The sequence below is a fragment of the Pseudomonas sp. TMW22089 genome, from assembly GCF_022496645.1.
In the GTDB taxonomy this organism is placed as follows: Bacteria; Pseudomonadota; Gammaproteobacteria; order Pseudomonadales; family Pseudomonadaceae; genus Aquipseudomonas; species Aquipseudomonas paraversuta.
On the sequence record NZ_SCFG01000011.1, the window covers coordinates 123,963 to 148,772 of the forward strand.

22 protein-coding genes and 1 pseudogene are annotated in these 24,810 nt (G+C 57.7%); 12 read left to right on the top strand and 11 right to left on the bottom strand.

What is annotated here, in order from left to right; genetic code table 11:
* Window positions 1-231 precede the first annotated feature (231 nt).
* The gene (locus tag EQV90_RS13085) at window positions 232-1,221 is read right to left on the bottom strand and encodes a FecR family protein (RefSeq protein ID WP_010655815.1); all 990 of its coding nucleotides are present in this window, start codon (window positions 1,219-1,221) and stop codon (window positions 232-234) included.
* A gap of 164 nt (window positions 1,222-1,385) precedes the next feature.
* On the opposite strand from EQV90_RS13085, the gene EQV90_RS13090 reads away from it, so the two are divergent.
* Entirely contained in the window at window positions 1,386-1,667 is a 282-nt protein-coding gene (locus EQV90_RS13090) for a PepSY domain-containing protein (protein WP_003441471.1), read from the top strand.
* 100 nt (window positions 1,668-1,767) lie between these two features.
* Here the strand turns inward: EQV90_RS13090 and EQV90_RS13095 are convergent.
* From EQV90_RS13095 to EQV90_RS13105, 3 genes and pseudogenes are all read right to left on the bottom strand, one after another.
* Window positions 1,768-1,968 (bottom strand): annotated as a pseudogene (locus EQV90_RS13095) (GNAT family N-acetyltransferase); the annotation flags it as partial.
* 11 nt (window positions 1,969-1,979) lie between these two features.
* On the bottom strand, window positions 1,980-2,234 hold the full coding sequence (locus tag EQV90_RS13100) for a DUF2790 domain-containing protein (protein WP_003441477.1): 255 nt from the start codon (window positions 2,232-2,234) through the stop codon (window positions 1,980-1,982).
* 285 nt (window positions 2,235-2,519) lie between these two features.
* Window positions 2,520-2,774, bottom strand: coding sequence for a DUF2790 domain-containing protein (locus tag EQV90_RS13105; protein ID WP_003441480.1), 255 nt, complete (start codon window positions 2,772-2,774; stop codon window positions 2,520-2,522).
* Window positions 2,775-3,070: 296 nt separating this feature from the next.
* On the opposite strand from EQV90_RS13105, the gene zapE reads away from it, so the two are divergent.
* On the top strand, window positions 3,071-4,195 hold the full coding sequence (zapE, locus tag EQV90_RS13110; protein ID WP_240878191.1) for a cell division protein ZapE: 1,125 nt from the start codon (window positions 3,071-3,073) through the stop codon (window positions 4,193-4,195).
* Between the two features lie 95 nt (window positions 4,196-4,290).
* Here zapE and dkgB read toward each other — a convergent pair whose 3' ends face one another.
* From dkgB to EQV90_RS13130, 4 genes are all read right to left on the bottom strand, one after another.
* Complete coding sequence (gene dkgB, locus EQV90_RS13115) at window positions 4,291-5,094, bottom strand: 2,5-didehydrogluconate reductase DkgB (RefSeq protein ID WP_240878192.1); 804 nt, start codon at window positions 5,092-5,094, stop codon at window positions 4,291-4,293.
* A gap of 175 nt (window positions 5,095-5,269) precedes the next feature.
* Window positions 5,270-6,688 (bottom strand): efflux transporter outer membrane subunit, encoded by a 1,419-nt coding sequence (locus EQV90_RS13120; RefSeq protein ID WP_240878193.1) that lies wholly within the window; start codon window positions 6,686-6,688, stop codon window positions 5,270-5,272.
* 4 nt (window positions 6,689-6,692) lie between these two features.
* The gene (locus EQV90_RS13125) at window positions 6,693-8,663 is read right to left on the bottom strand and encodes a MacB family efflux pump subunit (RefSeq protein WP_240878194.1); all 1,971 of its coding nucleotides are present in this window, start codon (window positions 8,661-8,663) and stop codon (window positions 6,693-6,695) included.
* A complete protein-coding gene (locus EQV90_RS13130; RefSeq protein WP_240878195.1) occupies window positions 8,664-9,836 on the bottom strand; it encodes an efflux RND transporter periplasmic adaptor subunit in 1,173 nt (390 codons plus the stop codon).
* A gap of 309 nt (window positions 9,837-10,145) precedes the next feature.
* Here EQV90_RS13130 and EQV90_RS13135 point away from each other — a divergent pair, with 309 nt between their 5' ends.
* The 4 genes from EQV90_RS13135 (at window position 10,146) to EQV90_RS13150 (ending at window position 15,146) form a co-directional block, all read left to right on the top strand.
* Window positions 10,146-10,628, top strand: coding sequence for a sigma-70 family RNA polymerase sigma factor (locus EQV90_RS13135; RefSeq protein ID WP_178092391.1), 483 nt, complete (start codon window positions 10,146-10,148; stop codon window positions 10,626-10,628).
* A 640-nt stretch (window positions 10,629-11,268) separates the two neighbouring features.
* The gene (gene mgtA, locus EQV90_RS13140) at window positions 11,269-14,034 is read left to right on the top strand and encodes a magnesium-translocating P-type ATPase (RefSeq protein WP_240878196.1); all 2,766 of its coding nucleotides are present in this window, start codon (window positions 11,269-11,271) and stop codon (window positions 14,032-14,034) included.
* Window positions 14,035-14,238: 204 nt separating this feature from the next.
* Complete coding sequence (locus EQV90_RS13145; RefSeq protein WP_240878198.1) at window positions 14,239-14,568, top strand: hypothetical protein; 330 nt, start codon at window positions 14,239-14,241, stop codon at window positions 14,566-14,568.
* 92 nt (window positions 14,569-14,660) lie between these two features.
* On the top strand, window positions 14,661-15,146 hold the full coding sequence (locus EQV90_RS13150; protein ID WP_003441508.1) for a GNAT family N-acetyltransferase: 486 nt from the start codon (window positions 14,661-14,663) through the stop codon (window positions 15,144-15,146).
* 73 nt (window positions 15,147-15,219) lie between these two features.
* On the opposite strand, the gene EQV90_RS13155 is transcribed toward EQV90_RS13150, so the two are convergent.
* Together EQV90_RS13155 and EQV90_RS13160 are read right to left on the bottom strand one after the other, a co-directional pair.
* Window positions 15,220-16,962, bottom strand: a complete 1,743-nt coding sequence (locus tag EQV90_RS13155) for a phosphoethanolamine transferase CptA (protein WP_240878199.1) — start codon at window positions 16,960-16,962, stop codon at window positions 15,220-15,222.
* A gap of 172 nt (window positions 16,963-17,134) precedes the next feature.
* Complete coding sequence (locus tag EQV90_RS13160; protein WP_127196548.1) at window positions 17,135-17,326, bottom strand: DUF6026 family protein; 192 nt, start codon at window positions 17,324-17,326, stop codon at window positions 17,135-17,137.
* A gap of 290 nt (window positions 17,327-17,616) precedes the next feature.
* Between EQV90_RS13160 and gnd the strand changes: the two genes are divergently transcribed.
* The 5 genes from gnd to nudC all read left to right on the top strand — a co-directional run bounded on the left by gnd (window position 17,617) and on the right by nudC (window position 22,698).
* Window positions 17,617-18,597, top strand: coding sequence for a phosphogluconate dehydrogenase (NAD(+)-dependent, decarboxylating) (gene gnd, locus EQV90_RS13165; protein WP_003441516.1), 981 nt, complete (start codon window positions 17,617-17,619; stop codon window positions 18,595-18,597).
* A complete protein-coding gene (gene zwf / locus EQV90_RS13170; RefSeq protein ID WP_003441519.1) occupies window positions 18,594-20,117 on the top strand; it encodes a glucose-6-phosphate dehydrogenase in 1,524 nt (507 codons plus the stop codon). The genes gnd and zwf overlap by 4 nt, the downstream gene beginning before the upstream one ends.
* Window positions 20,114-20,926 carry a Cof-type HAD-IIB family hydrolase gene (locus tag EQV90_RS13175; RefSeq protein WP_037001458.1) on the top strand — a complete coding sequence of 271 codons (813 nt, stop codon included), beginning with the start codon at window positions 20,114-20,116 and terminating at the stop codon, window positions 20,924-20,926. Before zwf ends, EQV90_RS13175 begins: the two co-directional genes overlap by 4 nt.
* Before the next feature lie 99 nt (window positions 20,927-21,025).
* Window positions 21,026-21,838 carry a crotonase/enoyl-CoA hydratase family protein gene (locus EQV90_RS13180; RefSeq protein ID WP_003441526.1) on the top strand — a complete coding sequence of 271 codons (813 nt, stop codon included), beginning with the start codon at window positions 21,026-21,028 and terminating at the stop codon, window positions 21,836-21,838.
* Window positions 21,839-21,867: 29 nt separating this feature from the next.
* Window positions 21,868-22,698, top strand: coding sequence for an NAD(+) diphosphatase (gene nudC / locus EQV90_RS13185; protein WP_240878200.1), 831 nt, complete (start codon window positions 21,868-21,870; stop codon window positions 22,696-22,698).
* Here nudC and EQV90_RS13190 read toward each other — a convergent pair.
* Window positions 22,666-23,445, bottom strand: a complete 780-nt coding sequence (locus EQV90_RS13190) for a TSUP family transporter (protein ID WP_003441533.1) — start codon at window positions 23,443-23,445, stop codon at window positions 22,666-22,668. The two genes, nudC and EQV90_RS13190, sit on opposite strands and share 33 nt — an antisense overlap.
* Window positions 23,446-23,687: 242 nt before the next feature.
* Here EQV90_RS13190 and sfnG point away from each other — a divergent pair, with 242 nt between their 5' ends.
* A complete protein-coding gene (gene sfnG / locus EQV90_RS13195; RefSeq protein WP_240878205.1) occupies window positions 23,688-24,788 on the top strand; it encodes a dimethylsulfone monooxygenase SfnG in 1,101 nt (366 codons plus the stop codon).
* Window positions 24,789-24,810: the final 22 nt, after the last annotated feature.

Sequence of the window (24,810 nt, forward strand, 5' to 3'; positions counted from 1 at the left end):
TACGGGCGGGTGTTTTAACCGATTATTAATTTTTTTTAATGTGCTTCGTTTTCTGTACTGGCACCTGCCGGACTGCAAAGTTCAACAGACAGCCCTGCCGAGGGACGCCCTTGAATGTGAGTTTGCAGGGGGCAGGGTGGATCCGGTTAGCGGGTGTGAATACGGGGCGCGCTGACGCCGGTCTTGCAGGCGCGGGCTTGCCAGGGATGGGGGTATTTGATTGCCCCGGGGTTAGCCGCGGGGCAAAGAGCTGATCAGCGGTTTGCCGTCCTGGCCCAGGCTCAGGTACACCGGCAACACCTTGGGCAGGGAATTCACCAACTGATTGATGTCCCGGGTATTGAAGACGCCACCAATGCGCAATTTTCCGGCGGCGTTGTCGGCCAGCACCAGAGGTGTGCCGAGATAGCGATTGATCAGGGGCAAGGCGTCGGCCAGCGGCAGGTTGTCCAGCACCAGCTTGCCGTCGCGCCATGCAAGCTCCGGTGCGTTGGTGTAAGTCTGGCTGATCTGCGGGGCGTAGTCGCCGGCTTTATAGCGTGCCTGCATTCCCGGTTCGAGGCGCAAGCCGTCACTCTTCAGATTCTTGTTGCTGGTCACCAGCACCGAGCCCTCCACCAGTGTCACCCGCACCTGGTCTTCATACATCCACACATTGAACTGGGTGCCGGTGACCCGGATCCGTCCTTCGGCCGCCTGCACCACGAAGGGGTGCGAGGCATCGTGGCTTACCTTGAAAAAGGCTTCACCATTTTTCAGGGAAACCCGGCGCTGGTCCTTGTAGTTGCTGAAGGTCAGTTGCGTACCGAGATTAAGTTCTGCTTGGCTGCCATCGGCCAGGGTCACGGTTTTTACGCTATTACCTGCTTCAAGGCGCTGATAGGAGCTGGGCACCCAGCCCAGTTGCCAGCCGCCATAAGCGGCCAGTGGAACCGCGATCAGGGGGATTGCGGCAGCAATGCTCAGGCGTTGCCAGGTACTGCGACGCTGTTTTTCAGGGCCCGCAGTGATTTGCGCCGGGCGGGGCAAGTGCTCGCTGATATCCCAGATATCGAGCATGGCTTCGTACTCGATGGCGTGGAGAGGGTCTGCGTGCAACCACACAGCGAATGCTTCACGCTCCTGGTTTGTGCAATCGGGCTCGTGCAAACGCATGCACCACTGAGCAGCAGCTTCGGTGATGGCATCGTATTGGGCTGGTGCGTGGCGCGTATCGCTCATTGGTTCTCCTTGAGGCCGAGCATTCTAACCCTGTGCCGGAGTTAACGAGAACCTGAGCCAGATCAAAAGCATGCCATTTAGCTCCATGGGCTGTTTTATATCTGCTACGGTTGTTCCAGTCACATTGAGTACCAGACGCAACATCAATTAATGGAGTTAAGACAATGTTGAAGAAAACCTTTGCTGCTGCGATCACTGCCGCTGTCCTGTTGAGCTCCGGCGCTGCGATGGCTGCTACTCCGGGTCCGAACTGGGCCTTCTCCGAAGAAGCAGTTCAAGTGCTTCAGGGCAAAAATGGTTACACCGTGATCAAGAAAATCGAGCTGCAAGACCCGGCTGCAGGCATCTGGAAAGCTGAAGGCCTGAAGAAAATTGACGGCGTGGAAGTCGAGGTCGAAACCACTTTTGACCATAGCGGCAAAGTGATTTCCGAGAAAAAAGACTGATTCTGACGTCTTTCACGAACCGCTGGCCAAGCGCTTCGAGCCCGACCCTGCCAGTGCAGGGTCGGGCTTTGTTTGAGGTGCGGTTTTGCCGTGCCAGCCATTACTCCCGGGTTATCTCCCGCAAGTCGCAGGCAAACTTGCCACTGACAAAGTCGCATTCTTCGCTGCTCACCAGACCCATGCCGCTACGTTGCGACATTTGCCTCGATCCCAGGTCATGCGCGGCCTCGCTCATCAAATTCTGACCCTGCCAGGGCGATGACAACCAGAACCCCCGATTGTTATCGACCTCGTCCTGCAGTCGCGCCTGTATTAACCGTTACTGCAGCCGTTACCCATTGCGCGGTACTCGAGAATATGACGCTGACCCTGATGGTCTTCGTAGGTCATTTGCGCCGGAACGACTTCGCAGACGTCATCCAGAGGCGACACACTGATAACTTTCGCAATATCGAGGTTGGTGGCATAGGTGTAATGTTCTACAGCCGGTTGTTGCGCGACTTGAAGTTCATCAGCGCCCGCCAGTGTTGAAAAACCAATCAGTGCAAGAACAATCAAACTTTTCATTGTAGAGACCTTAAAACAATCACGTATCACTGACTTCAATTGCCGTGTCGGCGGGAGAAGTTATTACGCCGTCAGACGTGCGACGTAATACGAAGTACCGTGCCCTGTTTCAATGTTGTGCTGAGGGATGAACATAGAATACGCGTCTGCCGTATTGATTAAAGTCAAACCTTTACCATGCAGTCTTTCCGGATCAGTAATAATCGGGTGTTTTGCCCGCCCAATAAAAAGCCCCCTCGAAAGAGGGGGCCCGGGGGTTGCGTCCGTGCGTGCAACTGCCTGTGTCTAGCGGTTGCTGCAACCGTCGCCCATCACCTGGTATTCAAGGGTGTGACGCTGACCATGGGAGTCTTCATAGATCATTTGCGCCGGAACAACCTCGCATACATCGGGGATGCTGGACAGACTGATCACTTTCGCAATGTCCAGTTTCGACCCGTAGCTGTAGTGCTCGACCGACGAGGGTGGCTGCGTTGTACTTCCACTTGCAACGGCCAGGCTGGCAAAGCCGGCAAGGAATAACGCAATTAAAGTTTTCATGGGAGTGGCCTCTAAAGTTATCAAACTGACTCACTTCATTTGCCATGCAGGCGGAAAGAAGTTACGGCGCGAGTTAAAGAATCGATAAGCGTCGTACGAAGTGTCCTGTTGTTTCAATTACAGTTCATTGCACCCATTAAATGATACGCCGATCCATCAAAGTAAAAAGGCCTGATGGCAAAATGCTCTGTTACCGCTCGGGTAACAATGTGGTGATGCCCTGGACAATTTCAAGTGCCGAAAGTCATGGCCTTGCTGGCATACTGGCGGATCTGATTCCGGAGCCCGTCATCGCAATGAATGTTGAGTCCCCCCTCAGTGCCTGGCAACAGGCCGTCGAGCAGCAAGGTTTTGTCCATGATCCGGCCCAATGGCAGGCGGTACAGGTGCTGCAACGTTGCCACGAGGCTCTGCAGCAAGGCTCCCGGGAGGTCAGGGGCGTGTATCTGTGGGGGCCGGTGGGCAGGGGGAAAACCTGGTTGATGGATCAGTTTTACCAGAGCCTGCAAGTCCCGGCGCGGCGCCAGCATTTCCATCACTTTATGCAATGGGTGCATCAGCGGCTGTTTCAACTGACCGGTACCACCGACCCGCTTAACGTTCTGGCCAAGGAGTTGGGCGAAGAGCTCAAGGTTCTGTGTTTTGACGAGCTGTTCGTCAATGACATCGGTGACGCCATAATTCTCGGGCGTTTGTTTCAGGTGATGTTTGATGAGGGGGTGGTACTGGTCTGTACCTCCAATCAACCGCCGGAGCAGCTGTATAGCCAGGGGCACAACAAAGAACGCTTTGCCCCTGCGATTAGCGCCATTCTCAAGCATATGGACATCGTCTCGGTCGACGGCACCGAGGATCATCGCTTGCATCCCGGCATTGCCAAACAACGCTATTGGGTGACCGGTCCGGGGCAGCCGAGTGTCATGCCGCCAGTGTTTGCAGAACTGACCCGGGGGCAGGCTGCCTTTGACCTGCCGATTAGCGTCGGACATCGCTCTGTGCGGGTGGTGCAAGCCAGCGACACTGTGCTGTGGTGCAACTTTCATGAGCTGTGCGAGCAGCCGTTGGCCGCCGGTGAGTTCATGGATATCTGTGACCGCTTCAAAGTGATACTGCTCAGTGATGTGCCTTGCCTGAGTGCCGAGCAACGGGAGGGCAAGATTGCCCGGGGTACCGAAGATGGCCCGGTAAAGGTCGAGGCAGGAGATCGCGAATTGCCGCAGCTGTCCAGATTCGACGACAGCGTACGACGTTTCATCGCACTGGTAGACGAGTGCTACGACCGCAAAGTACCGGTGTGCATTGAGGCGCAAGTGCCAATGAATCAGCTGTACACCCAAGGTTATCTGGAGTTTGCCTTTCGCCGCACCCTGAGCCGGCTGCAGGAGATGCAGCTACAGAGGTTCGGGACGAATCAGAAATAACGACTGCAGGGGCGAGCTTGCCTCGCGATGGTTTCAGCCGGATCGCCTGCGGGGATCATGAAGCAAGCTCGTTCCTGCCTGTCACAGTGCAGCGGTCAATCCCACTTCGGCGCAACGCTTTGCGGGTTGGTCAGGCGATGGCCGCGATCCAGCGCTGCAATCTGCGCCATGTCTTCTTCGCTCAGGGTCAGGGTGCGGGCCTTGAAATTGCTCTCAAGATTGGCACGCTTGGTGGATGACGGAATCACCGAGTAGCCCAGTTGCATGGCCCACGCCAGGGTCACCTGGGCGCTGGTCGCCCCATGGCGATCGGCAATGGCCTTGATCACCGGATCTTTCAGCACCTCGCCGTAGGCCAGGGTCATGTAAGACGTGATATGGATGCCTTTGCTCTGTGCGAACTCAACCAGTTTGCGGTTCTGCAAATACGGATGCAGTTCGATCTGGTTGGTGGCGATGTTTTCGGCACCGACGGCGGCAATGGCGTCTTTCAGCAGCTCGATAGTGAAGTTGGAAACCCCGATTTCTTTGGTCAGGCCCAGTTTTTTGGCTTCAAGCAGCGCGCCCATGAACTCTGCGACCGGGACTTCATTGTTCGGCGAAGGCCAGTGAATCAGGGTCAGGTCCAGGTGGTCGGTGCGCAGCTTTTTCAAACTGTCCTTGAGGCTGGCAATCAGTTTGTCGTGGGCGAAGTTGCTGACCCATATCTTGCTGGTAATGAACAGTTGATCGCGGGGTACGCCGCTCTCGGCGATGGCCTGGCCGACCTCGGCTTCGTTCTCATAGATCTGGGCGGTGTCGATGGCCCGATAGCCCAACTCAAGAGCATTTTTGACTGAATCAATCACCACTTGGCCTTTAAGGCGGAAAGTGCCGACGCCGAATGCTGGAACTGTCATGGATAACTCCTTGGGGGTCGTAAGAATCAGGCTGAGTATCCTCGCCTTTCCCAGCCGGAAAAACCGCAAGTCGGGCAAAGCACATTTAACCGCAGGGCATGAATCACTGATTGCCCCCGTCATTCAGAGTTCCATCCAGTGGCTTACCGTAACTCTTGCAGGAGCGAGCTCGCTCCTACAGGGGAGGTACATCAGGAGGAGACTGAACCTGCCAGCCGCCGCCCAATGCCTTGTACAGCGCGATGCTGGCCTGCAACCGGGCCACGCGCAATTGAACGTTCCGGTCCTGTGCCTGATACAGCGTGCGCTGGGTCTCCAGGACCGTCAGCAACATCTCGACCCCGGCTTTATAGCGTTGTTCGGCAATATCGAATGCCTGCTGCGCCTGTTTCAGTTCTTCGTCTTGCCATTGCCGTTGTCGGTCCAGGCCGCTGGCGCTGTTGAGGGCTTTTTCGACGTCGGCAAAGGCGTTGATGATGCTCCCCCTATAGATTTGCAGCAGCTCTTGCTGGTGCGCCGTGGCTTTGTCGCGCTCGGCGCTGAGGCGGCCGTTATTGAAGATCGGGGCTGCCAGCCCGGCGGCGAGGCTGTAGAGCGGACTGCGCAGGAGCTCGCTGAAACGGTCTGAGCCCGATCCCAGGCTCGCGCTGAGGGTCAGGCCGGGCAGCATGGCTGCACGGGCCACTGTGATGTCGGCCGCTGCTGCGGCGAGCCTGGCTTCGGCACTGGCGATGTCGGGGCGCCGGGTCAGCAGTGCGCTGGGCAAGCCGCTGCCAATCGATGGCCATTGCAACTGGTCGAAGGCAGTGTTGCCCAGAACAAGGCTTTGCACCGGTTGCCCAAGCAACACGGCCAGGGTAATTCGCGCCTCTTGGGCCTGTTGCTCAACCAGTGGCAATTGCCGTTGCTGGCCGGCCACCAGGCTCTTTTGCTGGGCCAGTTCCACGGCCGTGGCCGAGCCGGCGTCATAGCGGGTTTGCACGACCTGCATGACGTTCTGCGCATTGGCCAGGTTGAGCCTGGCAATGCGCAGTTGTTCGTTGAAGGCCAGGGTTTGCACATAACTGTTGGCCACGCTGCTGAGCAAGGTCAGCTCGACCGTGGCCTGATCAAACTCACTGGCCTTGAGTGCCTGCACGGCGCTGTCCCGTGCTGCGGATTTGCCGCCCCAAAAGTCCACTTCATAACTGGCGCTCAGCTTGGCATCAAAATAGTCCACGGCCTGCTTGTCATCGTTGCCATCAAGCTGGTTATAGCCCTTGCCGTGCAAGAGCTTCTGGCGATTGGCGCTGGCGCCGAATGACACTTCGGGCAGTAGCGGGGCCCCCGCGATCACGGCACTGGCCCGGGCCTGCTGCACGCGTGCGACGGCGGCTGCAAGGTCGTAGCTGCCAGCCCGGGCCTGGGCAATCAGACGGTCCAGTTCGGGGCTGGAAAAATGCGTCCACCACTGCTGATTGCCCGCTGGACTGCTCAGCGTATGGGCGCCTTGCCAGTTGGCAGGGGGGATCGGCGCAGGCTCGTTGTGGAGGCGGGTCTGGTTGCACGCACTCAGCAGCAGGCATGCGGTCAGCAGGCTCAAGGGCAGCTTCATCGAATCATTCACTGGTAAGGGCCGTGACCGGGTCGAGCCGGGCAGCCTTGCGGGCCGGCATGAAGCCGAAGATAACGCCTGTCACCAGTGCACAAGCAAAGGCACCGAGGACCGCAAACGGTGAGAACGCCACAGCTACATCGCACATCAGCAGTATCCCGCCGACCATGAAAGCCAGGGTTATACCTGCCAGGCCACCGACCACCGAGAGCATCAGGGCTTCGGTCAGGAACTGGCGCAGAATGTCGCGTTGACGGGCGCCGGTGGCCATGCGGATACCAATTTCGCGGGTTCGCTCACGGACGGTCATCAGCATGATATTCATCACCCCTATACCGCCAACCAGCAGTGAGATGGCGGCAATCGACCCCAGCATCAGCGACAGCGTATTACGGGTTCTGGCTTCGGCCTGGATCATCGCTGCATTGTTGGTGATCTCGAAATCCCGCGTGCCGTGGTGCAGTTTGAGCATCAGTTGCTCGATGGCAGTTTCAGTCTGTTTGACCTTGCTCGCATCAGTGGCAGCGATCACCACGTATTCCGGATTGTGCGTGCCGAACAGGCGCACGCTGGCAGCGGAGTAGGGCACCACGATGCGCGTGTCACTGTCGGAGTCGCCAGAGCTGGCGCCTTTTTCAGCCAGCACGCCAACCACGCGGAACGGTACGTTTTCCAGCAGGATGTACTGGCCAATGGGGTCGGGCACGTCCTTGAGGACCTTGTCGCGGACCTTCTTGCCGATCACTGCGACCGCGGCGGCGGCGTCTTCATCCGCCTGGGTGAAGAAGCTGCCTTGCACCACCGGCCAGCTGAAAATCGCAGAAAAGGCGACGCCATTGCCGCCGGTATACATCGTGTGATCAAGGTTGCCATGGCGCACGCCGATTTCGGCACCGTTGACGGGCATGATCATGTGCACTTGAGGCAAGGTCGAAAGTGCCGCTACATCGTTGAGGGTGACGATGCCGGGGGGCGCACGGGGCCTGGGCGACATGCCGCTGAGGTAGATGATGTTGGAGCCGAACGCGCCCATTTGCGCCATGACCTGACGTTTGCTGCCTTCGCCAACGGCCAGCATAACCACCACCGACGCCACGCCGATGACGATACCCAGCAGCGTCAGGGCGGTGCGAAAGCGGTTGATCCACATCACCCGCCAGGCGGCCTGTACCGCGTCCACCAGTTCGCCTTTCCAGGCCCCGTGGGCTTCGCTGCCTTCATTCAGGCGTTTACGCAAATCGACGGCCTGCAAGGCGTCGGGATTCTCGGTGTGCCCACAGGGTTGAGCGTTGGCGCTGTCGCTGACCACCTCGCCGTCGCGCACTTCGATGATGCGGTTGGCCCGGGCTGCGACTTCGCGGTCGTGGGTAATCAGGATCACCACGTGACCCTGGCTGGCCAGCTCATCCAGCAGCGTCATGACTTCGGCGCCGCTGTGACTGTCCAGAGCGCCGGTGGGCTCGTCGGCGAGGATGATGTGTCCGCCGTTCATCAGGGCCCGGGCAATCGATACCCGCTGTTGCTGGCCGCCAGAGAGTTGGTGCGGGCGATTACCGGTGCGTTCGGCCAGCCCCAGACGATCGAGCAGGGCGGCGGCGCGGGCGTGGCGTTCGGCGGCGGGCATGCCGGCATAGATGGCCGGCATTTCGACGTTTTCCTGGGCCGAAGCCGAGGGGATCAGGTGGTAACCCTGAAACACAAAGCCGAAGGCTTCACGGCGCAACCAGGCCAGTTCGTCACTGTCCAGACAGGCCACGTCTTCACCGGCGAACAAATAGCGGCCGCAGGTCGGGCGGTCGAGGCAGCCGAGAATGTTCATCAGGGTCGATTTGCCTGAGCCAGAGGCCCCGACAATCGCGACAAACTCTCCGGCATGGATCGCCAGGCTGATCCCTTTGAGTACCTGAACCTCGGGCGTGCCGTCACCCCCGTAGACCTTGCGGATCTCTTGCAGCTCGATCAAGGGAGTGGACATCTAGCCTCCGTTGCCGGTGGCCGGGCCGATGAGCAGGCGATCGCCTTCATTCAGGCCATCGAGAATTTCCACCCGCAAGCGGTCACTAATCCCGGTGCGGATCTCGCGCAATTGCAACTTGCCGTTTTTGGCCACGATACGGGCGGTTTGTCGGTCGCCTTCAGTGCTGGCCTGTAACGCAATGATGGGGGCCAGCAATACGTCTTGGGTCTGGCCGGAGACGAAAAATACCTGGGTGGTCATTTCGGGCATCAGCACTTGATCGGTGTTGTCGACATCGAGCAATACGGTGTACAGCACCACCCGGGCACTTCCGCTTTTGCCTGCGCTGGCCGGGCTGCCGCCCCCCTGGCTGGCTTCATTAAGCGGTTTGGGCGGTACGGGCAAAATCTGCCGCACTCTGCTGTTCCAACGTCTGTTGCCACCACTCAGGGTGGTGAAATATGCGGGCATGCCCGGTTTGACGTAGCCGATATCCGCTTCCGAGACTTCAGCCCAGACGGTCATGGGTGAGAGTTTGGCTATGCGCAGAATCAAGGGTGTCTGCTGTTGGGCATTCAGGGTCTGGCCTTCGCGCGCATCCAGCGCTACCACGGTGCCGGAGATGGGGGCGTAGATACGGGTGTAGCCGAGTTCTGCCTGGTCACTGCGCAAACTGGCCCGGGCCTGACGGATTTGCGCCTGGAACATCTCGGTTCGGGCCCGGGTAGTACGCACTTCTGCGTCTGCACTTTGTACGTCTTCTTCTCGGGTGGCACCGCCTTTGGCGAGGTGCAGCTGGCGCTGATATTTCTGTTTGGCCAGATCGTGCAAGGCGCGTTGTTCTTGCAACTGGGCCTGCAGATTTTCAATCGCAAAGCGACTGGCCTCGAGTTTGGCACTTTGTGTCGCGGGGTCGATTTCGACCAGCAACTGGCCCTCTTTGACTTCAGCACCGACTTCGACATGGATTTTGTTGATTTGCCCGGAGGCCTGCGCACCCACATCGACATATTGCCGGGGTTGCAGGGTGCCCAGGGCGGTCACGCTGCTTTCAATGTCGCCGCGGGTAACAGGCACGGTGTCATAGGCTTCGCCACCCAGGGGCAGAAATGACCACGCAGCCAGGGCGCCAGCCAGCAAGCAACACAGGGCGATGAGAAGTGCGCGGCGGGTCTGTCCAGGGCGTTTCATGCAGGGTTCCGGCCAATGGAAATCGGTCCGTGATCAGGTTTTTGCAGCTGTTAAGGGCAAAAGCCAACAGCCTCGGCGAACCGACAGACACGGGGAGCTGTTGAGTAGACGAAGGTGTGGGGCGCGGATTTAACTGTTTGTTTTTATAGGTGTTACTTAATGTTTCTGTGCGATTCAAGGGCATGCATCTTAAATCTAGATGAGAATTGCTATAAATTGCATCTTCAGAAGTGCCATCATCGCGCCGCTATCGATTCGGACTGTTTCTGCGCTCATGGAATGTTGCCGCTGACGTTGCGGCCAGGAGTCATGTTGGAAAACTACTATCGTGAACTGGTCACGTTTTTGAGTGCCCGACTGGGCAATGCTCAGGCGGCCGAAGATGTCGCGCATGATGCTTACGTACGAGTGCTTGAGCGCACCAGTGATGCACCCATTGAGCAGCCCCGTGCATTTTTGTATCGCACGGCACTCAACCTGGTGATCGATGGTCATCGGCGCAACGCCTTGCGCCAGGTTGAGCCGCTGGAGGTACTGGACTCTGAGGAGCGTTTTTTCAGCCCTTCGCCGCAGGTGTTGATGGACCGCAATCAGCGTCTGGACCTGCTCCAGCGGGCGCTGGCCGAGCTGCCTGCGGCGTGCCGCGACTGCTTTTTGCTGCGCAAGCTTGAAGGCTTGTCGCATCCTGAAATTGCCGAGCGCCTCGGTGTGTCGCGAAGCATGGTGGAGAAACATATTGTCAACGCAATGAAGCATTGCCGGGTTCGTCTCAGGCAATGGGAAAGCCCCTGAGTTTCGGCCCTTTATGCGCGCCGCAATACTGCCTCATATGACATTCTCCGGATGAAACTGAACCCTGCCTGAAGATCCATCTGATTCATAAAACGGCAGCCTTCCTGCGGTTTACTCTCTAAAACGCCGGGCGTAAGCTGCCGGCGTTTTCATTAATAGCGCAGGTTTTCAGTGGGTAGCAGCTCGAGTCACAGTAGTCGGCCGGTTATGAACACCGGCATATTCTCGGCAAGCTAGCGCGCAGATTCCCCTGCCGTTGTCTTGCTGACTAGCGAGAAACGGCACCTTTATCGGGTCATCCACGACCCGTCCCCGGAAGCCCTCTCATCGATACTGAAACGTGTGTGATCAATGCCCTTGGCGGCATGGTCGCGACATGCTGCGCGCGTGTGCCTTTTGGTACTCGCGCGCGCTCTTGCCGTGCCTGCTGCCTGGTTTCGTAGACCGTCAGGGGAATCGTTATGGGCAACTTTTTTATCCCGGTGCGCCGGCGCCAACATCGGCCCAGGTTGCCGGGCTGTGTTCGATTGTTTGATTAAGCGCGAGCATCCGGACTCAAACCATGAACGACGGTTCCAGATCAAGGCCGTCTGCGTAGTCACTCTCAAAGGGTGAGTGCAGACGGCGCAGGAGTAGCACGATGAAACTCACCCTCAAAGAATTCTTCGCCGGATTTTTGCGCACTCGCCATATCGGCCGGCATTTCCGACGTTTGGCCTTGCTTGATAGTTTGACCAACACCACGGTCAGCCGGGAAGTCCCGCCGACGCTGGCACAAACCCTGGTGGCTGCGGCCAACCGCGACAGCGCGGTATTGATCGACAGTCTGGGCACCCATACCGATGGCCTCAGCGAGGCCGAGGCCGAGGCGCTGCGCCAGCAACATGGGCTGAACGAGGTTGAACACGAGCAGCCACTCAGCCGCTGGGTGCACTTGTGGCATTGCTACAAGAACCCGTTCAACTTGTTGCTGACTTTGCTTGCCGCGGTCTCTCTGGCCACAGATGACATTCAGGCTGCGGTGGTGATTGGCACCATGGTGGTGTTGTCGACGTTGCTGCGTTTCTGGCAAGAAGCCAAGTCCAACAAAGCAGCGGACGCACTCAAGGCGATGGTGAGTAACACCGCCACGGTCATGCGGCGTGATTTCAATGCTGACACCACCCCGATGTTTGGCAAGTTCTCCGGCGTAACTCAGCAAATCAGAGGTGCGCAACGCATTGAGTTGCCGATCAAGCAATTGGTCCCGGGGGATTTGATTGTGTTGTCCGCGGGCGACATGATTCCGGCAGATTGCAGGGTGCTTAGCGCCAAAGACCTGTTTGTCAGCCAGGCGGCAATGACCGGTGAATCAATGCCGGTGGAGAAGTTTGCGCGGCAGTCCGACAGCCAGACCAGTAACCCGCTGGAACTGGACAATATTCTGTTCATGGGCACCAACGTGGTATCCGGCGCGGCCACGGCAGTGGTGCTGACCACCGGCAACAACACTTACTTCGGCGCGCTGGCACAGCGGGTTGGCGCGACGGATCGGGGGCCGACGTCGTTTCAGACCGGGGTCAACAAAGTCAGCTGGTTGCTGATCCGCTTCATGTTTGTAATGGCGCCGCTGGTGCTGTTCATCAATGGCTTTACCAAGGGTGACTGGACCGAAGCCTTGCTGTTTGCCTTGTCGGTGGCAGTGGGCCTGACCCCGGAAATGCTGCCGATGATCGTGACCTCAACCCTGGCCAAAGGCGCAGTGTTTCTGTCACGTAAAAAAGTCATCGTCAAACGGCTGGACGCGATCCAGAACTTTGGTGCGATGGATGTACTGTGTACCGATAAAACCGGCACCTTGACCCAGGACAAAATCTTTCTCGCACGCCACGTCGATGTCTGGGGGCAAGAGTCGGATGACGTTCTGGAAATGGCCTATCTCAACAGCTACTACCAGACCGGACTGAAAAACCTGCTGGACGTGGCGGTGCTGGAGCATGTCGAGGTGCACCGCGAGTTGAATGTGGGCACAGCCTTTAACAAGGTCGATGAAATTCCTTTCGACTTCACACGGCGGCGGATGTCGGTTGTGGTGGCCGAGCAGGATCAGCCTCATCTGCTGATCTGCAAAGGCGCTGTCGAAGAAGTGCTGGCCGTTTGCAAAACCGTGCGCCATGGCGAACGGGAAGAAGCCCTGAGCGATGGGTTGCTGGCGCGTATTCGCCAGGTGACCGCGGCATTTAACGAAGAGGGTTTGCGGGTGGTGGCGGTTGCTGCACGGTCAATGACTGAGACGGGTCGTGACACTTACAGCCTGGCAGACGAGCAGGACCTGACGCTGATTGGTTATGTCGCTTTCCTTGACCCGCCAAAGGAGAGTACTGCGCCAGCACTCAAGGCGTTAGCCGAACACGGGGTCGCGGTAAAAGTTCTGACTGGCGATAACGAACTGGTCACTGCGAAGATTTGCCGTGAAGTGGGCCTGGAGCAGCAAGGGCTGTTGATGGGTAACGACATCGAACGCATGACCGACGCTGAACTGGCGGTGGCCGTCGAAACCAGCAACGTGTTTGCCAGGCTCACCCCCACTCACAAAGAGCGCATCGTGCGCTTGCTCAAAGCCAATGGCCATGTGGTTGGCTTTATGGGGGACGGGATCAACGACGCACCTGCGCTGCGTACCGCGGACATCGGAATTTCCGTGGACAGTGCGGTGGATATCGCCAAGGAAGCAGCGGACATCATTCTTCTGGAAAAAAGCCTGATGGTGCTGGAGGAGGGTGTACTGGAAGGGCGCCGGACCTTCGCCAACATGCTCAAATACATAAAAATGACCGCCAGCTCGAACTTCGGCAACGTGTTCTCGGTGTTGGTCGCCAGTGCGTTTATCCCGTTTTTGCCTATGTTGCCGATGCACCTGCTGGTCCAGAACCTGCTGTACGACGTGTCACAAATTGCTATCCCGTTCGATAACGTCGATGAAGAAATGCTTAAAAAGCCCCAGCGCTGGCAACCCGCCGAGGTAGGGCGTTTCATGCTGTTCTTTGGACCGATCAGCTCGATTTTCGACATCCTCACGTTCGGTTTGATGTGGTACGTGTTCAAAGCCAACTCACCTGAGCACCAGACTCTTTTCCAGTCGGGCTGGTTCGTGGTCGGGCTGCTGACTCAAACGCTGATCGTGCACATGATCCGGACGCCGAAAATTCCATTTCTGCAAAGCCGTGCAGCGATGCCGCTGATGGTCATGACAGCTGTGATCATGCTGGTAGGTATCTTCTTGCCAATGGGGCCGTTGGCTGGCTACTTCAAATTGCAGGCGTTGCCGCCGCTGTACTTTGTGTTCTTGCCAATGATTCTGCTGGCCTACATGGCGCTGACCCAAGCAGTGAAAGGTTTCTACATCCGCAAGTTCGGCTGGCAGTGAGGGCGTAGCCGGCAGTCTCGAACATGACACGGAGTGCCGCCTGGCGCTCCGGGGGGAGATGGCCCGAGGCTCGGCTGAGGAATCAATGACGTGACAAGCGGTGTCTTGAAATGTCCCGGAGCGCACCCATTTGCGCTTTGGTGCCAGTGGTAAAGCTGGCGTGTCCCGGTCTAACAGAATGCATTTGACGATGGTTCAGACATCATGCCCACCAAGTCATTGCGAATACTGATTGCCGATGCCGATTGGGCTCAGGCTTTAAAAATAGAAAAGTCGCTTAATGCTGCGGGGTATTTCCGAATTGCCCCCTTGTATGACCTGCAGGCGTTAGTGAGCCTGTATGACGCTCAGGTCCATGATTTCGATTTACTGCTGCTCAGCCAGAAGATGGCAGATGTTGCGGCTGTGGATGCCGAGGCGTATCGCCAGGACAATCAACAGTTTCGCCATGTACTGATTTACCCGGACGCCGACTGCCTGGTGCCGCAAGTCGAGGTGCTGATGCAAACCCTGGATCCCTCTGGCCACACATGACGCGGGCACTTGTCTGTGGCGCTTCAGGCACGCTAAGGTCGGGTGTCATCAAAATCGGACACCAAGAACCCAGTCGTCAAGGAATCCAAGCAATGTCGGATGTCGTGGTAGTGCAAGCAAACTATACAAACCCGGTTCACGCCCAGGCTTTGAGAGACGTATTGAATCACTATGCCAAAGACCCTATGGGCGGCGGTGAGGCGTTGTCGCCCCAGGTGCTGGAGCAGTTGCCTGCAGAGCTGGCCAAGCGTCCCCATGCGTTCAGCGTGCTGGCGTTTGTCAATGGCGAGGCGGCGGGGCTGGTCAACTGTTTTGAAGGCTTCTCGACCTTTGCCGGCAAGCCTCTGGTCAACGTGCACGACGTGTCGGTGGTCGATACATTCCGCGGTCTGGGCCTGAGTCAGCAGATGCTGCTCAAGGTCGAGGAGATTGCCCGTGAACGTGATTGCTGCAAGATCACTCTCGAGGTGCTTGAGGGCAACCCGGTCGCTCAAGGTTCCTACAGGAAGTTCGGATTTAGCGAGGGCCAGCTCAACCCGGCCCACGGTCAGATGCTGTTCTGGAACAAATATCTGTAGAGGCACGGCGCTGTTTGGCAGGGCGGGGATCAACTGAAACTGAACGGGGAGCCATTGGCTCCCCGTTGCGTTTTTACTGTTTGGCCACATCGCTCGCGGCAGGGGCCTTGGGTTTGATCAGACTGAAGTCGATCAAGGCTTTTTGCGGGCGCGAGTACGGATCTCCGATCAATTGAGGTCGGGCGACAAATTGATCGCTCACCAGGCTCTTCTTGTCGTCCAGTTCGTCAGCGCTCAAACCGGCCAGGTCTGCCCAGGTATGGATGAACTGTGAACTGCTGTAAGGACGGCCAAGGTCGCTGGCGAAGTTCCATGCATGGCTCTCACGCCATTTTGGCGAAGCCCAGGCCATGAACGGAATGGTGTACATCGGCGCTGTGGGTCTGGCTTCGTTGCGGCCCAGCGTGCTGTGGCCAACCGAATCGAACACGTCTTCACCGTGATCGGACAGATACAGCAGGAAGCCGTTGGGGTCGGTCTTGGCAAAATCCTTGATCAGGCTCGACACCACAAAGTCGTTATACAAAACGGCATTGTCGTAGCTGTTGTAAGTCGGCACCTGATCATCGGTCAGGCCGGCAGGGACGCCGGTGCGATCGGTGAACTTGTCGAAGGTCGGCGGATAACGGTACTGATAGCTCATGTGCGTGCCGAGCAGATGAATCACGATCAGCTTGCGTGGTGCACTGTCGGCCAGGATCTTGTTGAAGGGTTCGAGCACGTCACCGTCATACTGGCGCGCGTTCTGGTTCCTGTTGTTATTGAGATAGACCTGCTGGTCTGCCTGCTCGGAGAACGTGGTGAGCATGGTGTTGCGCTTGGTCATGGTCTGCTGGTTGGTCACCCAGAAGGTTTTGTATCCGGCTTGCTTCATCACGCTGACCAGCGATGGGGTGCTGAGGTACAGGTCAGGGTTTTCTTCGTCAGCAAAGGTCAGGACTTGCTGCAGTGCTTCGATGGTGTAAGGACGCGGCGTCACGACGTTGTCGAAAATCGCCAGCTGGTCGCGCAATTTGTCGAGGTTGGGCGTGGTCTCGCGCGGGTAGCCATAGAGGCTCATGCGCTGGCGGTTGGTGGACTCGCCAATGACCAGCACCAGCGTGGTGGGCTTGCCGGCTTCATTGTCCTTGAGGTTGGTCAGGGGCGGAATTTTGCTGGCACTGGCGAGCATGCCCTGCATGTTGTCCAGTTGTTCCAGGTAACGGCGATACGCCACCGCCATCTGCCATGGCACTGCGGGCTCTACCCGGCTTTCAAAGCTTTCCATGGCAGCGGCCAGGGTGTCGTGCTTGATTGTTTGCTTGATGATCGGGTAACCGACAACTGCCAGAAGCAAAGCGATTGCTACTGTCCAGGCTTGTACGCGGGGCATGTATACCGGGCGCAAGCGGGTCCAGAGGAATACGGCGAAGGCGGTATGGGCAAGGAATGCCAGTACCATCCACCAGGCGAAGTACTGGGTCATGTATTCGCCGGCTTCAGAGATGTTCGACTCGAACATGATGAAGATGACGCTTTGCGAGAATTCTTGCTGATAGATGAAGAAGTAGCCGAGGCTGGCCATGGAGCACGCCCACAGCAAGACGCCAATGACGGCTGCCATTACACGGGTGTGCTTGGGAAACATGAGCATCGGCGCGAGCCAGATGGAACTCATTATGAAGGCCTGACGAAAGCCCGAAAACCCGGAGGTACCCGTCAGTTGGATCAGCAGTTGGGTAATGCCGGAGAAGTACCAGAAGAACAGAAATAGCCAGCCGAGTCCGGCCCAGTCGAAACCTTTCGCAGATGTGTTACTGCGTTTGAACATCCCCATACAGCGCTCCAGCTGATAACAACTTGAATCGTAGATGCCGTTTAGCCCGGCACAACAAGTGAGGGCCGCCTCAATATTGAGCAGCCACAAAGTGTTTCAGTATTGCTAACGGGATGTGAAAACTTTGTCACAGATGACGGCAGGCTTTGGCTCGCCGCTTGTATCGGCGTGATCAGTCGCTGTGGCGGGTGTGCTCGGCGCCGCCATTAAAAAGCTGGCCGGCCTGGGCGATTTGTAATTGCTGGCGCAATTGTGCGAGCTCCTGGCGCAACTGCACGCACTCGTCCTTGAGTTGACGCAGCTCGTCACGGCGAACTGTGACATAGAGGGTCTGGGCAGGTTGTGCGGACAATACGGTGGTCATGGTTCGCTTCGCCTCTGGCAACTTTAAATCGAGTATCCAAATTGCCCGTTGCAGGACTGGATCACTGTCGGGAGCGATTGTGATTTCTTTCTTGAATGATGTGAACTTTTAATTTTTTTGCGGTCTTGGCGTGCTCGTTCGTCTTCTGAGTGTATTGAATCGCGAATCTGGGTGGCTGCTTGTGCGAAACTATGCAGCATGCGCTAGGACTAATCCTCAGCCGGGCACCTTAAGCAATGCTGCACTAAGGTGCTGTACACCTATTTATTTGTCGTTGGGAGCAACAGTACATGCAGTTGGGAATTATTGGATTGGGCCGTATGGGCGGGAATATCGCGCGGCGTCTGATGCTCAATGGGCATACAACCGTGGTTTTTGACCGCAATACCGACTTTGTCAGTGCCCTCGAGCAGGAAGGCGCCACAGGCGTCACCGACTTGCCGGCGCTGGTAGCTGGCCTTGCCAAGCCCCGTGCTGTCTGGGTGATGCTGCCGTCCGGTGCGCCGACCGAAGACACCATCGAGACCCTGAGCCAACTGCTCGACGCCGGTGACATCATCATCGACGGCGGCAACACCTTTTATAAAGATGACATCCGTCGTTCCCGGGCGCTGGCCGAAAAAGGCCTGCAGTACGTTGACGTCGGAACTTCGGGCGGCGTCTGGGGCCTGGAGCGCGGTTACTGCATGATGATTGGCGGCGACACTGAAGTCGTTAAACATCTGGATCCGCTGTTCGCCGCACTTGCCCCGGGTATGGGCGATATTGCGCGCACCAAAGACCGTGTTTCTGAAGATGATCGCGCAGAGCGTGGTTATATCCATGCAGGCCCTGCGGGTGCCGGGCACTTCGTCAAGATGGTGCACAACGGTATTGAGTACGGCCTGATGCAGGCATACGCCGAAGGCTTCAACCTGATGAAGATGAAGGGCGGTGAGAATCTGCCGGAAGATCAGCGTTTTGACCTGAACCTGGGTGATATCGCCGAAGTGTGGCGTCGTGGCAGTGTCGTGTCGTCCTGGTTGCTGGATCTGACCGCCGATGCCCTGGCCACCGACGCGCCGCTTGACGGCTACTCGGGCGCCGTGGCGGACAGCGGTGAAGGCCGCTGGACCATCGAAGCGGCCATGGAGCAGTCGACCCCGGTACCGGTATTGTCGAACGCCTTGTTTGCCCGCTATAGCTCACGCCAGCAAAGCCTGTATGGCGACAAATTGTTGTCGGCCATGCGCTTTGGTTTCGGCGGCCATGTGGAGACACCTAAGAAATGACCGATCAGTCCAGCAAATCCAACACCAAACCGGCACCGCCTACCACGCTGTTCCTGTTTGGGGCTCACGGTGATCTGGTCAAGCGCTTGCTGATGCCGGCGCTGTACAACTTGAGTCGCGATGGTTTGCTGGACGATGGTTTGCATATTGTGGGCGTCGACCACAATGCAATCAGTGATGAGGGCTTTGCCAAAAAGCTGGAGGACTTCATTCGCAATGAAGCCGCCAGCAAAGTGGATCATCCTGAGGGCCAGGGCTTGAATGCCCAATTGTGGGCTTCGCTGGCGAAGAACATCAGTTACGTGCAGGGCGATTTTCTGGATGACAGCACCTATGCCGCGCTGGAACAGAAGATCATCGCCAGTGGCACCGGCAACGCGGTGTTCTACCTGGCCACTGCCCCCCGCTTTTTCAGCGAAGTGGTGCAGCGGTTGGGTGCTGGCGGGTTGCTAAAAGAAACCCCGGAAGCTTTTCGCCGGGTAGTTATTGAAAAACCTTTTGGCTCAGACGTTGAAACGGCGCAGGCATTGAATGCCTGTCTGCTGACCGTCATGAGCGAGAAGCAGATCTACCGGATTGACCATTACCTGGGCAAGGAAACAGTCCAGAACATTCTGGTCAGCCGATTCTCCAACGGGCTTTTCGAATCCTTCTGGAACAATCATTACATCGACCATGTACAGATCACCGCGGCAGAAACCGTCGGGGTCGAGACACGTGGCAGTTTTTACGAGCACACCGGCGCACTGCGCGACATGCTGCCCAATCATTTGTTTCAACTGCTGGCGATGGTGGCAATGGAGCCCCCCGCAGCTTTTGGCGCCGATGCGGTGCGGGGTGAAAAGGCCAAGGTGATTGGAGCAATCCGCCCCTGGTCGAAGGAAGAAGCGCTGAAAAACTCGGTGCGCGGGCAATACACCCAGGGTGAGTCCGGTGGCAAACCGGTCGTGGGGTATCGCGAAGAGAACAACGTGGCCCCTGACAGCAACACTGAAACCTTTGTTGCGCTCAAGGTCATGATCGATAACTGGCGCTGGGTCGGGGTGCCATTTTATCTGCGTACCGGCAAGCGCATGAGTGCCCGTGATACTGAAATCGCAATTTGCTTCAAGCCCGCGCCTTATGCGCAGTTCCGTGACACCGAAGTAGACCGGCTGCAGCCAAACTATTTGCGGATCCAGATTCAGCCCAACGAAGGCATGTGGTTTGACCTTCAGGCCAAGCGACCGGGGCCGGGGCTGAAAATGGCTAATATCGCCCTTGGATTTGCGTACAAAGACTTCTTCGAAATGCAGCCTTCCACCGGCTACGAAACATTGATCTACGACTGCCTGACGGGCGATCAGACCTTGTTTCAGCGCGCTGACAATATTGAAAACGGCTGGCGCGGTGTGCAGCCATTTCTCGATGCATGGCGTGAACACACGGACGTGCAGTCCTATCCGGCTGGACAGGATGGTCCCGAAGCAGCAAAACAACTGCTGGCACGCGATGGTCGCGCTTGGCTGAACATAGGATGAGTGACGTGAAGCAAGAGTCCATTGAGCTGGTGCTGAGTGACATGGATGGCACCCTGCTGTCGCCTGACCACAGCCTCAGTCCTCGCAACCTGGCTGCAGTGAAAAAGCTGCAGGCGGCGGGTGTTCATTTCACGCTGGCCTCCGGCAGACCGCCCAGAGCCATGCGCGAGATCAGCCAGCAACTGGGCATTGAATTGCCGGTCGCCGGGTTCAATGGCGGGTTGCTGGTCAACGCCCAGGGCGAATACCTGCAGTCCCATCATGTGCACTATGAAGGGGTGCTAAAGACCCTGGCCCTGTTGGCGGAACACCCGGTTGAGGTCTGGCTGTTTGTCGATGAAGACTGGCTGGTACGTGATCCGTCCGGCGAAATGGTCGCTCACGAGCAGCACGGCCTCGGGTATGCGCCAAAGGTGGTTGAAAGCTATGAGCCTTATCTGCACAAGGTGCACAAGATCGTAGCCACCTGCAGCGATGCGCCGTTATTGCTGGACCTTGAACAGCGTTTGCAACCGGTGTTGAGCGGGCTCGCGGTCGCCAGTCGCTCACAGGCCCGTTATCTGGATATCACCGCACTCAAGGCCAACAAAGGCGATGCGCTGGTGGCTCTGGCCGAGTTTCTGGATGTGCCGCTGGTGCGCACGGCGGCCATCGGCGATGGCGGCAATGATCCGGCGATGTTTCATCGGGCAGGGATTTCGATTGCCATGGGCCAGGCCCCGGAAGAAATACGCAAGCAGGCGATGTACGTGACGGGCAGCAACCTTGAAGACGGTGTCGCCCAGGCGATCGAGCGTTTTATTCTGTAGCCCGGTTTTTGGCGTAATAACGGCCTGCCTGAGGCCCGCAGTGCTTGTTATAGTCCGCGACTTATTGACCGGCACTGCGCCCCACAAAGGATTGAGCTTATGTCCGACTACCAGGCTTTCAAGGTTGAGTTACAGGGCAGCATCGCCCACGTGCAGATCAATCGACCTGAGAAGGTCAATGCGATGAATGCGGCGTTCTGGAGCGAAATCGTCGAAATCTTTCAATGGATCGATGAAACCGATGCCGTCCGCGTAGTGGTACTCAGTGGGGCGGGCAAGCACTTTTCGGCCGGTATTGATCTGATGTTGCTGGCCTCTGTGGCCAATGAACTGGGCAAGGATGTAGGGCGTAACGCGCGTTTACTGCGGCGTAAAATTCTGCAGATGCAGGCCTCGTTCAATGCAGTCGATGGGTGCCGCAAGCCAGTTCTGGCAGCCATTCAGGGTTATTGCCTGGGGGGTGCCATTGACCTGATCGCCGCCTGCGACATGCGCTATGCAGCAGCAGATGCGCAGTTCTCGATCAAGGAAATCGACATGGGCATGGCTGCCGATGTCGGCACACTGCAACGTCTGCCCCGCATCATCGGCGATGGCATGCTGCGTGAAATGGCCTACACCGGGCGCATGGTGCTCGCTGACGAGGCGCGTACGATCGGCCTGGTCAATCGGGTCTACAGTGATCATCAGGCGTTGCTCGAAGGCGTTATGGCGATCGCGCAAGAGATCTCCGGCAAGTCGCCGATTGCCATTGGCGGGACCAAGCAGATGATCGGTTATATGCGTGATCACCGCGTAGATGACGGTCTGGAGTATGTCGCGACATGGAACGCGGCCATGCTCCAGTCAAGCGACTTGCGGTTGGCGATGACCGCACATATGACCAAGCAAAAGCCTGAATTTCTCGACTGACACTTTTTAACCTGACCAAGGATCGTTTCATGACACCGCGTTGGACCACGGCAGTACTGGATGCAGACCTACCTGGCGGCCTGGCTGTGGTGCGCGGCCCCGACGGATTTCTGCTTGACGATAATGGCCCGCTGTTCCCCCGTGAATGGCTCAAGCGTCAGGACCTGCCGCTGCTGGCCGAGCATGGTATCGGGCATCTGGACGGCGAGCCGGTATATCTGCTGGAGCTGGAGCGTCCGGCGCAGGTTGAAGGCTGCCGCTGGCAGGGCTTGCGGGCTTTTATGCTGGAGGGCGATCACACCCTTTACAAGGTCCTGGGCTACGCCGCGCAAATAGGCACCTGGGCCACAGAGCATCGTTTCTGTGGCAGTTGCGGGCGGGCCATGACGCAGGTACCCGGGGAGCGTGCGATGTACTGCGCGCCCTGTAACCTGCGCAGTTATCCGCGTATTTCGCCGAGCATGATTGTATTGATTACCCGGGGCGATGAGGTGCTGCTGGCGCGTTCGCCGCGCTTTGTGCCGGGGGTATATAGCACGCTTGCGGGATTCGCCGAGCCGGGGGAGTCGGCGGAAGATTGCCTGATTCGCGAGGTGCATGAAGAAGTGCAGCTGGAGGTTACGAATATCCAGTACATGGGCAGTCAGTGCTGGCCATTTCCGCATTCGATGATGCTGGGTTTTCATGCGGAATATGCAGGGGGTGATATCGTGCCCCAGGCGGACGAGATAGAAGATGCACAGTGGTTCAATGTGCATCATTTGCCGCCGCTGCCAGCATCGCGCTCGATTGCGCGCTATCTCATCGACCTGTATGTGGCGCGGCGCTTAGGCCTGGCCGAACCAGTGTTGCCAGGCTAGGCGTACGGTCAGTCCCAGGACCACGGTGATAAACACCGGGCGAATGAATTTGGCCCCGCCGCTGATCGCGCTGCGGGCGCCAAAGAAAGCACCGACCATTACGGCAAAGCCCATGGTCAGGCCGATCACCCAGTCCACATGCCCCGAAAAAACAAATACCGACAGCGCCGCAATGTTGCTGACGAAGTTCATGCTGCGGGCCACGCCGCTGGCCTTCACCAGGTCGATGGGATACATCAGCATGCTGCTGACGGTCCAGAAGGCGCCTGTTCCGGGGCCGGCTACGCCGTCATAGAAGCCCAGACCCAGGCCTTGTGGCAGCTGCCATTTCTTTTTGATCGGTGCATCGTTGTCGATCGGGGTTTTGGGTGTGCCACCGAACAACAGATACAGGCCACAGCCAAAAACAATCACCGGCAGCATCTTGTTCAGCCACTCGGCGGGCATGTAATGGGCCACGATGGCACCGATCAGTGCGCCTGCCAAAGTCCCGAAAATAGCCAGCTTCCACTCTCTGGGATGGAATAGTTTGCGTCGATAGAACGTAAAGCTGGCAGTGGCCGAGCCGAACGTCGAACTGAGTTTGTTAGTGCCCAGCACCAGGTGCGGGGGCAAGCCGGCAGTGAGCAAGGCCGGGGTGGTGAGCAGGCCACCGCCACCGGCAATGGCATCGATAAAGCCGGCCACAAAGGCCACTGCGGCCAGAATGGCGAGGGTGGTCAAATCTACGCTGAGTTCAAAAGGCATGGGATCGACTTAATTCGGCGGGGCGTACGGCGCACAAGCGCGGGAAGGGCGTCATCTTACCGATAACGGTCGACAGCGGCGATAGACCTTTTGCGCTCGAAAAGTGTTGTCGGGCCAACAGTCATTCAACAAATAAGCGCCAGACAGACAGCTCGCGCCGGTTTCCTGTGGCGGTAAGAGCGGTTTAGACCTGTTGGCATAGATGCTGCTCTGTGGTTGGGACATTTCCTAACGCCGAGATCATGCCAATGAGTCAGCAAGCCATAAAATTTGCCTACTGGGTGCCTAACGTCAGCGGTGGTCTGGTGGTCAGCAAGATTGAGCAACGTACCGATTGGGGGATCGATTACAACCGCAAGCTGGCGCGCCTGGCGGAGGCGGCAGGTTTTGAATATGCCCTGACCCAGATCCGTTTCACTGCGGGTTACGGCGCAGAATTTCAGCACGAGTCGGTAGCGTTCAGCCACGCGCTATTGGCTGCTACCACCCACTTGAAAGTCATCGCTGCGATCCTGCCGGGGCCCTGGAAGCCTGCGCTGGCAGCCAAGCAACTGGCCACCATTGATCAGCTGACGGAGGGCCGGATTGCGGTCAATATTGTCAGTGGCTGGTTCAAGGGTGAATTCAATGCCATCGGTGAGCACTGGCTGGAGCATGACGAGCGCTACCGCCGCTCGGAGGAGTTCATTCGTGTCCTCAAGGGGATCTGGACCCAGGATAACTTCACCTTCAAAGGGGATTTCTACCGGGTCAACAATTACACCCTCAAGCCCAAGCCGCTGGGTTTGCCGCATCCGGAAATATTTCAGGGTGGCAGTTCGCGTGCTGCGCGGGATATGGCAGCCAGCGTATCGGACTGGTACTTCACCAATGGCAACACCCCGGAAGGGATCAAGGCACAGATCGACGACATTCGTGTCAAGGCGGCTGCCAACCAGCGCTCGGTGAAGGTCGGGGTGAATGCTTTTGTCATTGCCCGTGACACGGAGCAAGAGGCGCGGGCGGTGTTGCAGGAAATCATCGAAAATGCCGACGTTGAGGCGGTCCATGCCTTTGGTGACGCAGCGAAACAGGCGGGCAAGTCTTCAGTTGAGGGAGAAGGTAACTGGGCCAAGTCAACCTTTGAGGATCTGGTGCAGTACAACGATGGTTTTAAAACCAATTTGATTGGCACGCCGCTGCAGATCGCACAGCGGATCGTGGCGCTCAAGGCCTTGTGCGTGGATCTGGTGCTGGCGGGGTTTCTGCATTTTCAGGAAGAGGTGGAGTATTTCGGACGTCGGGTGCTGCCTCTGGTAAGAGAGCTGGAAGCGCGCCGGCTTGAGGAGTTAACCCCGGCTTGAGGGAAAGCCCGGCAGCAATGCC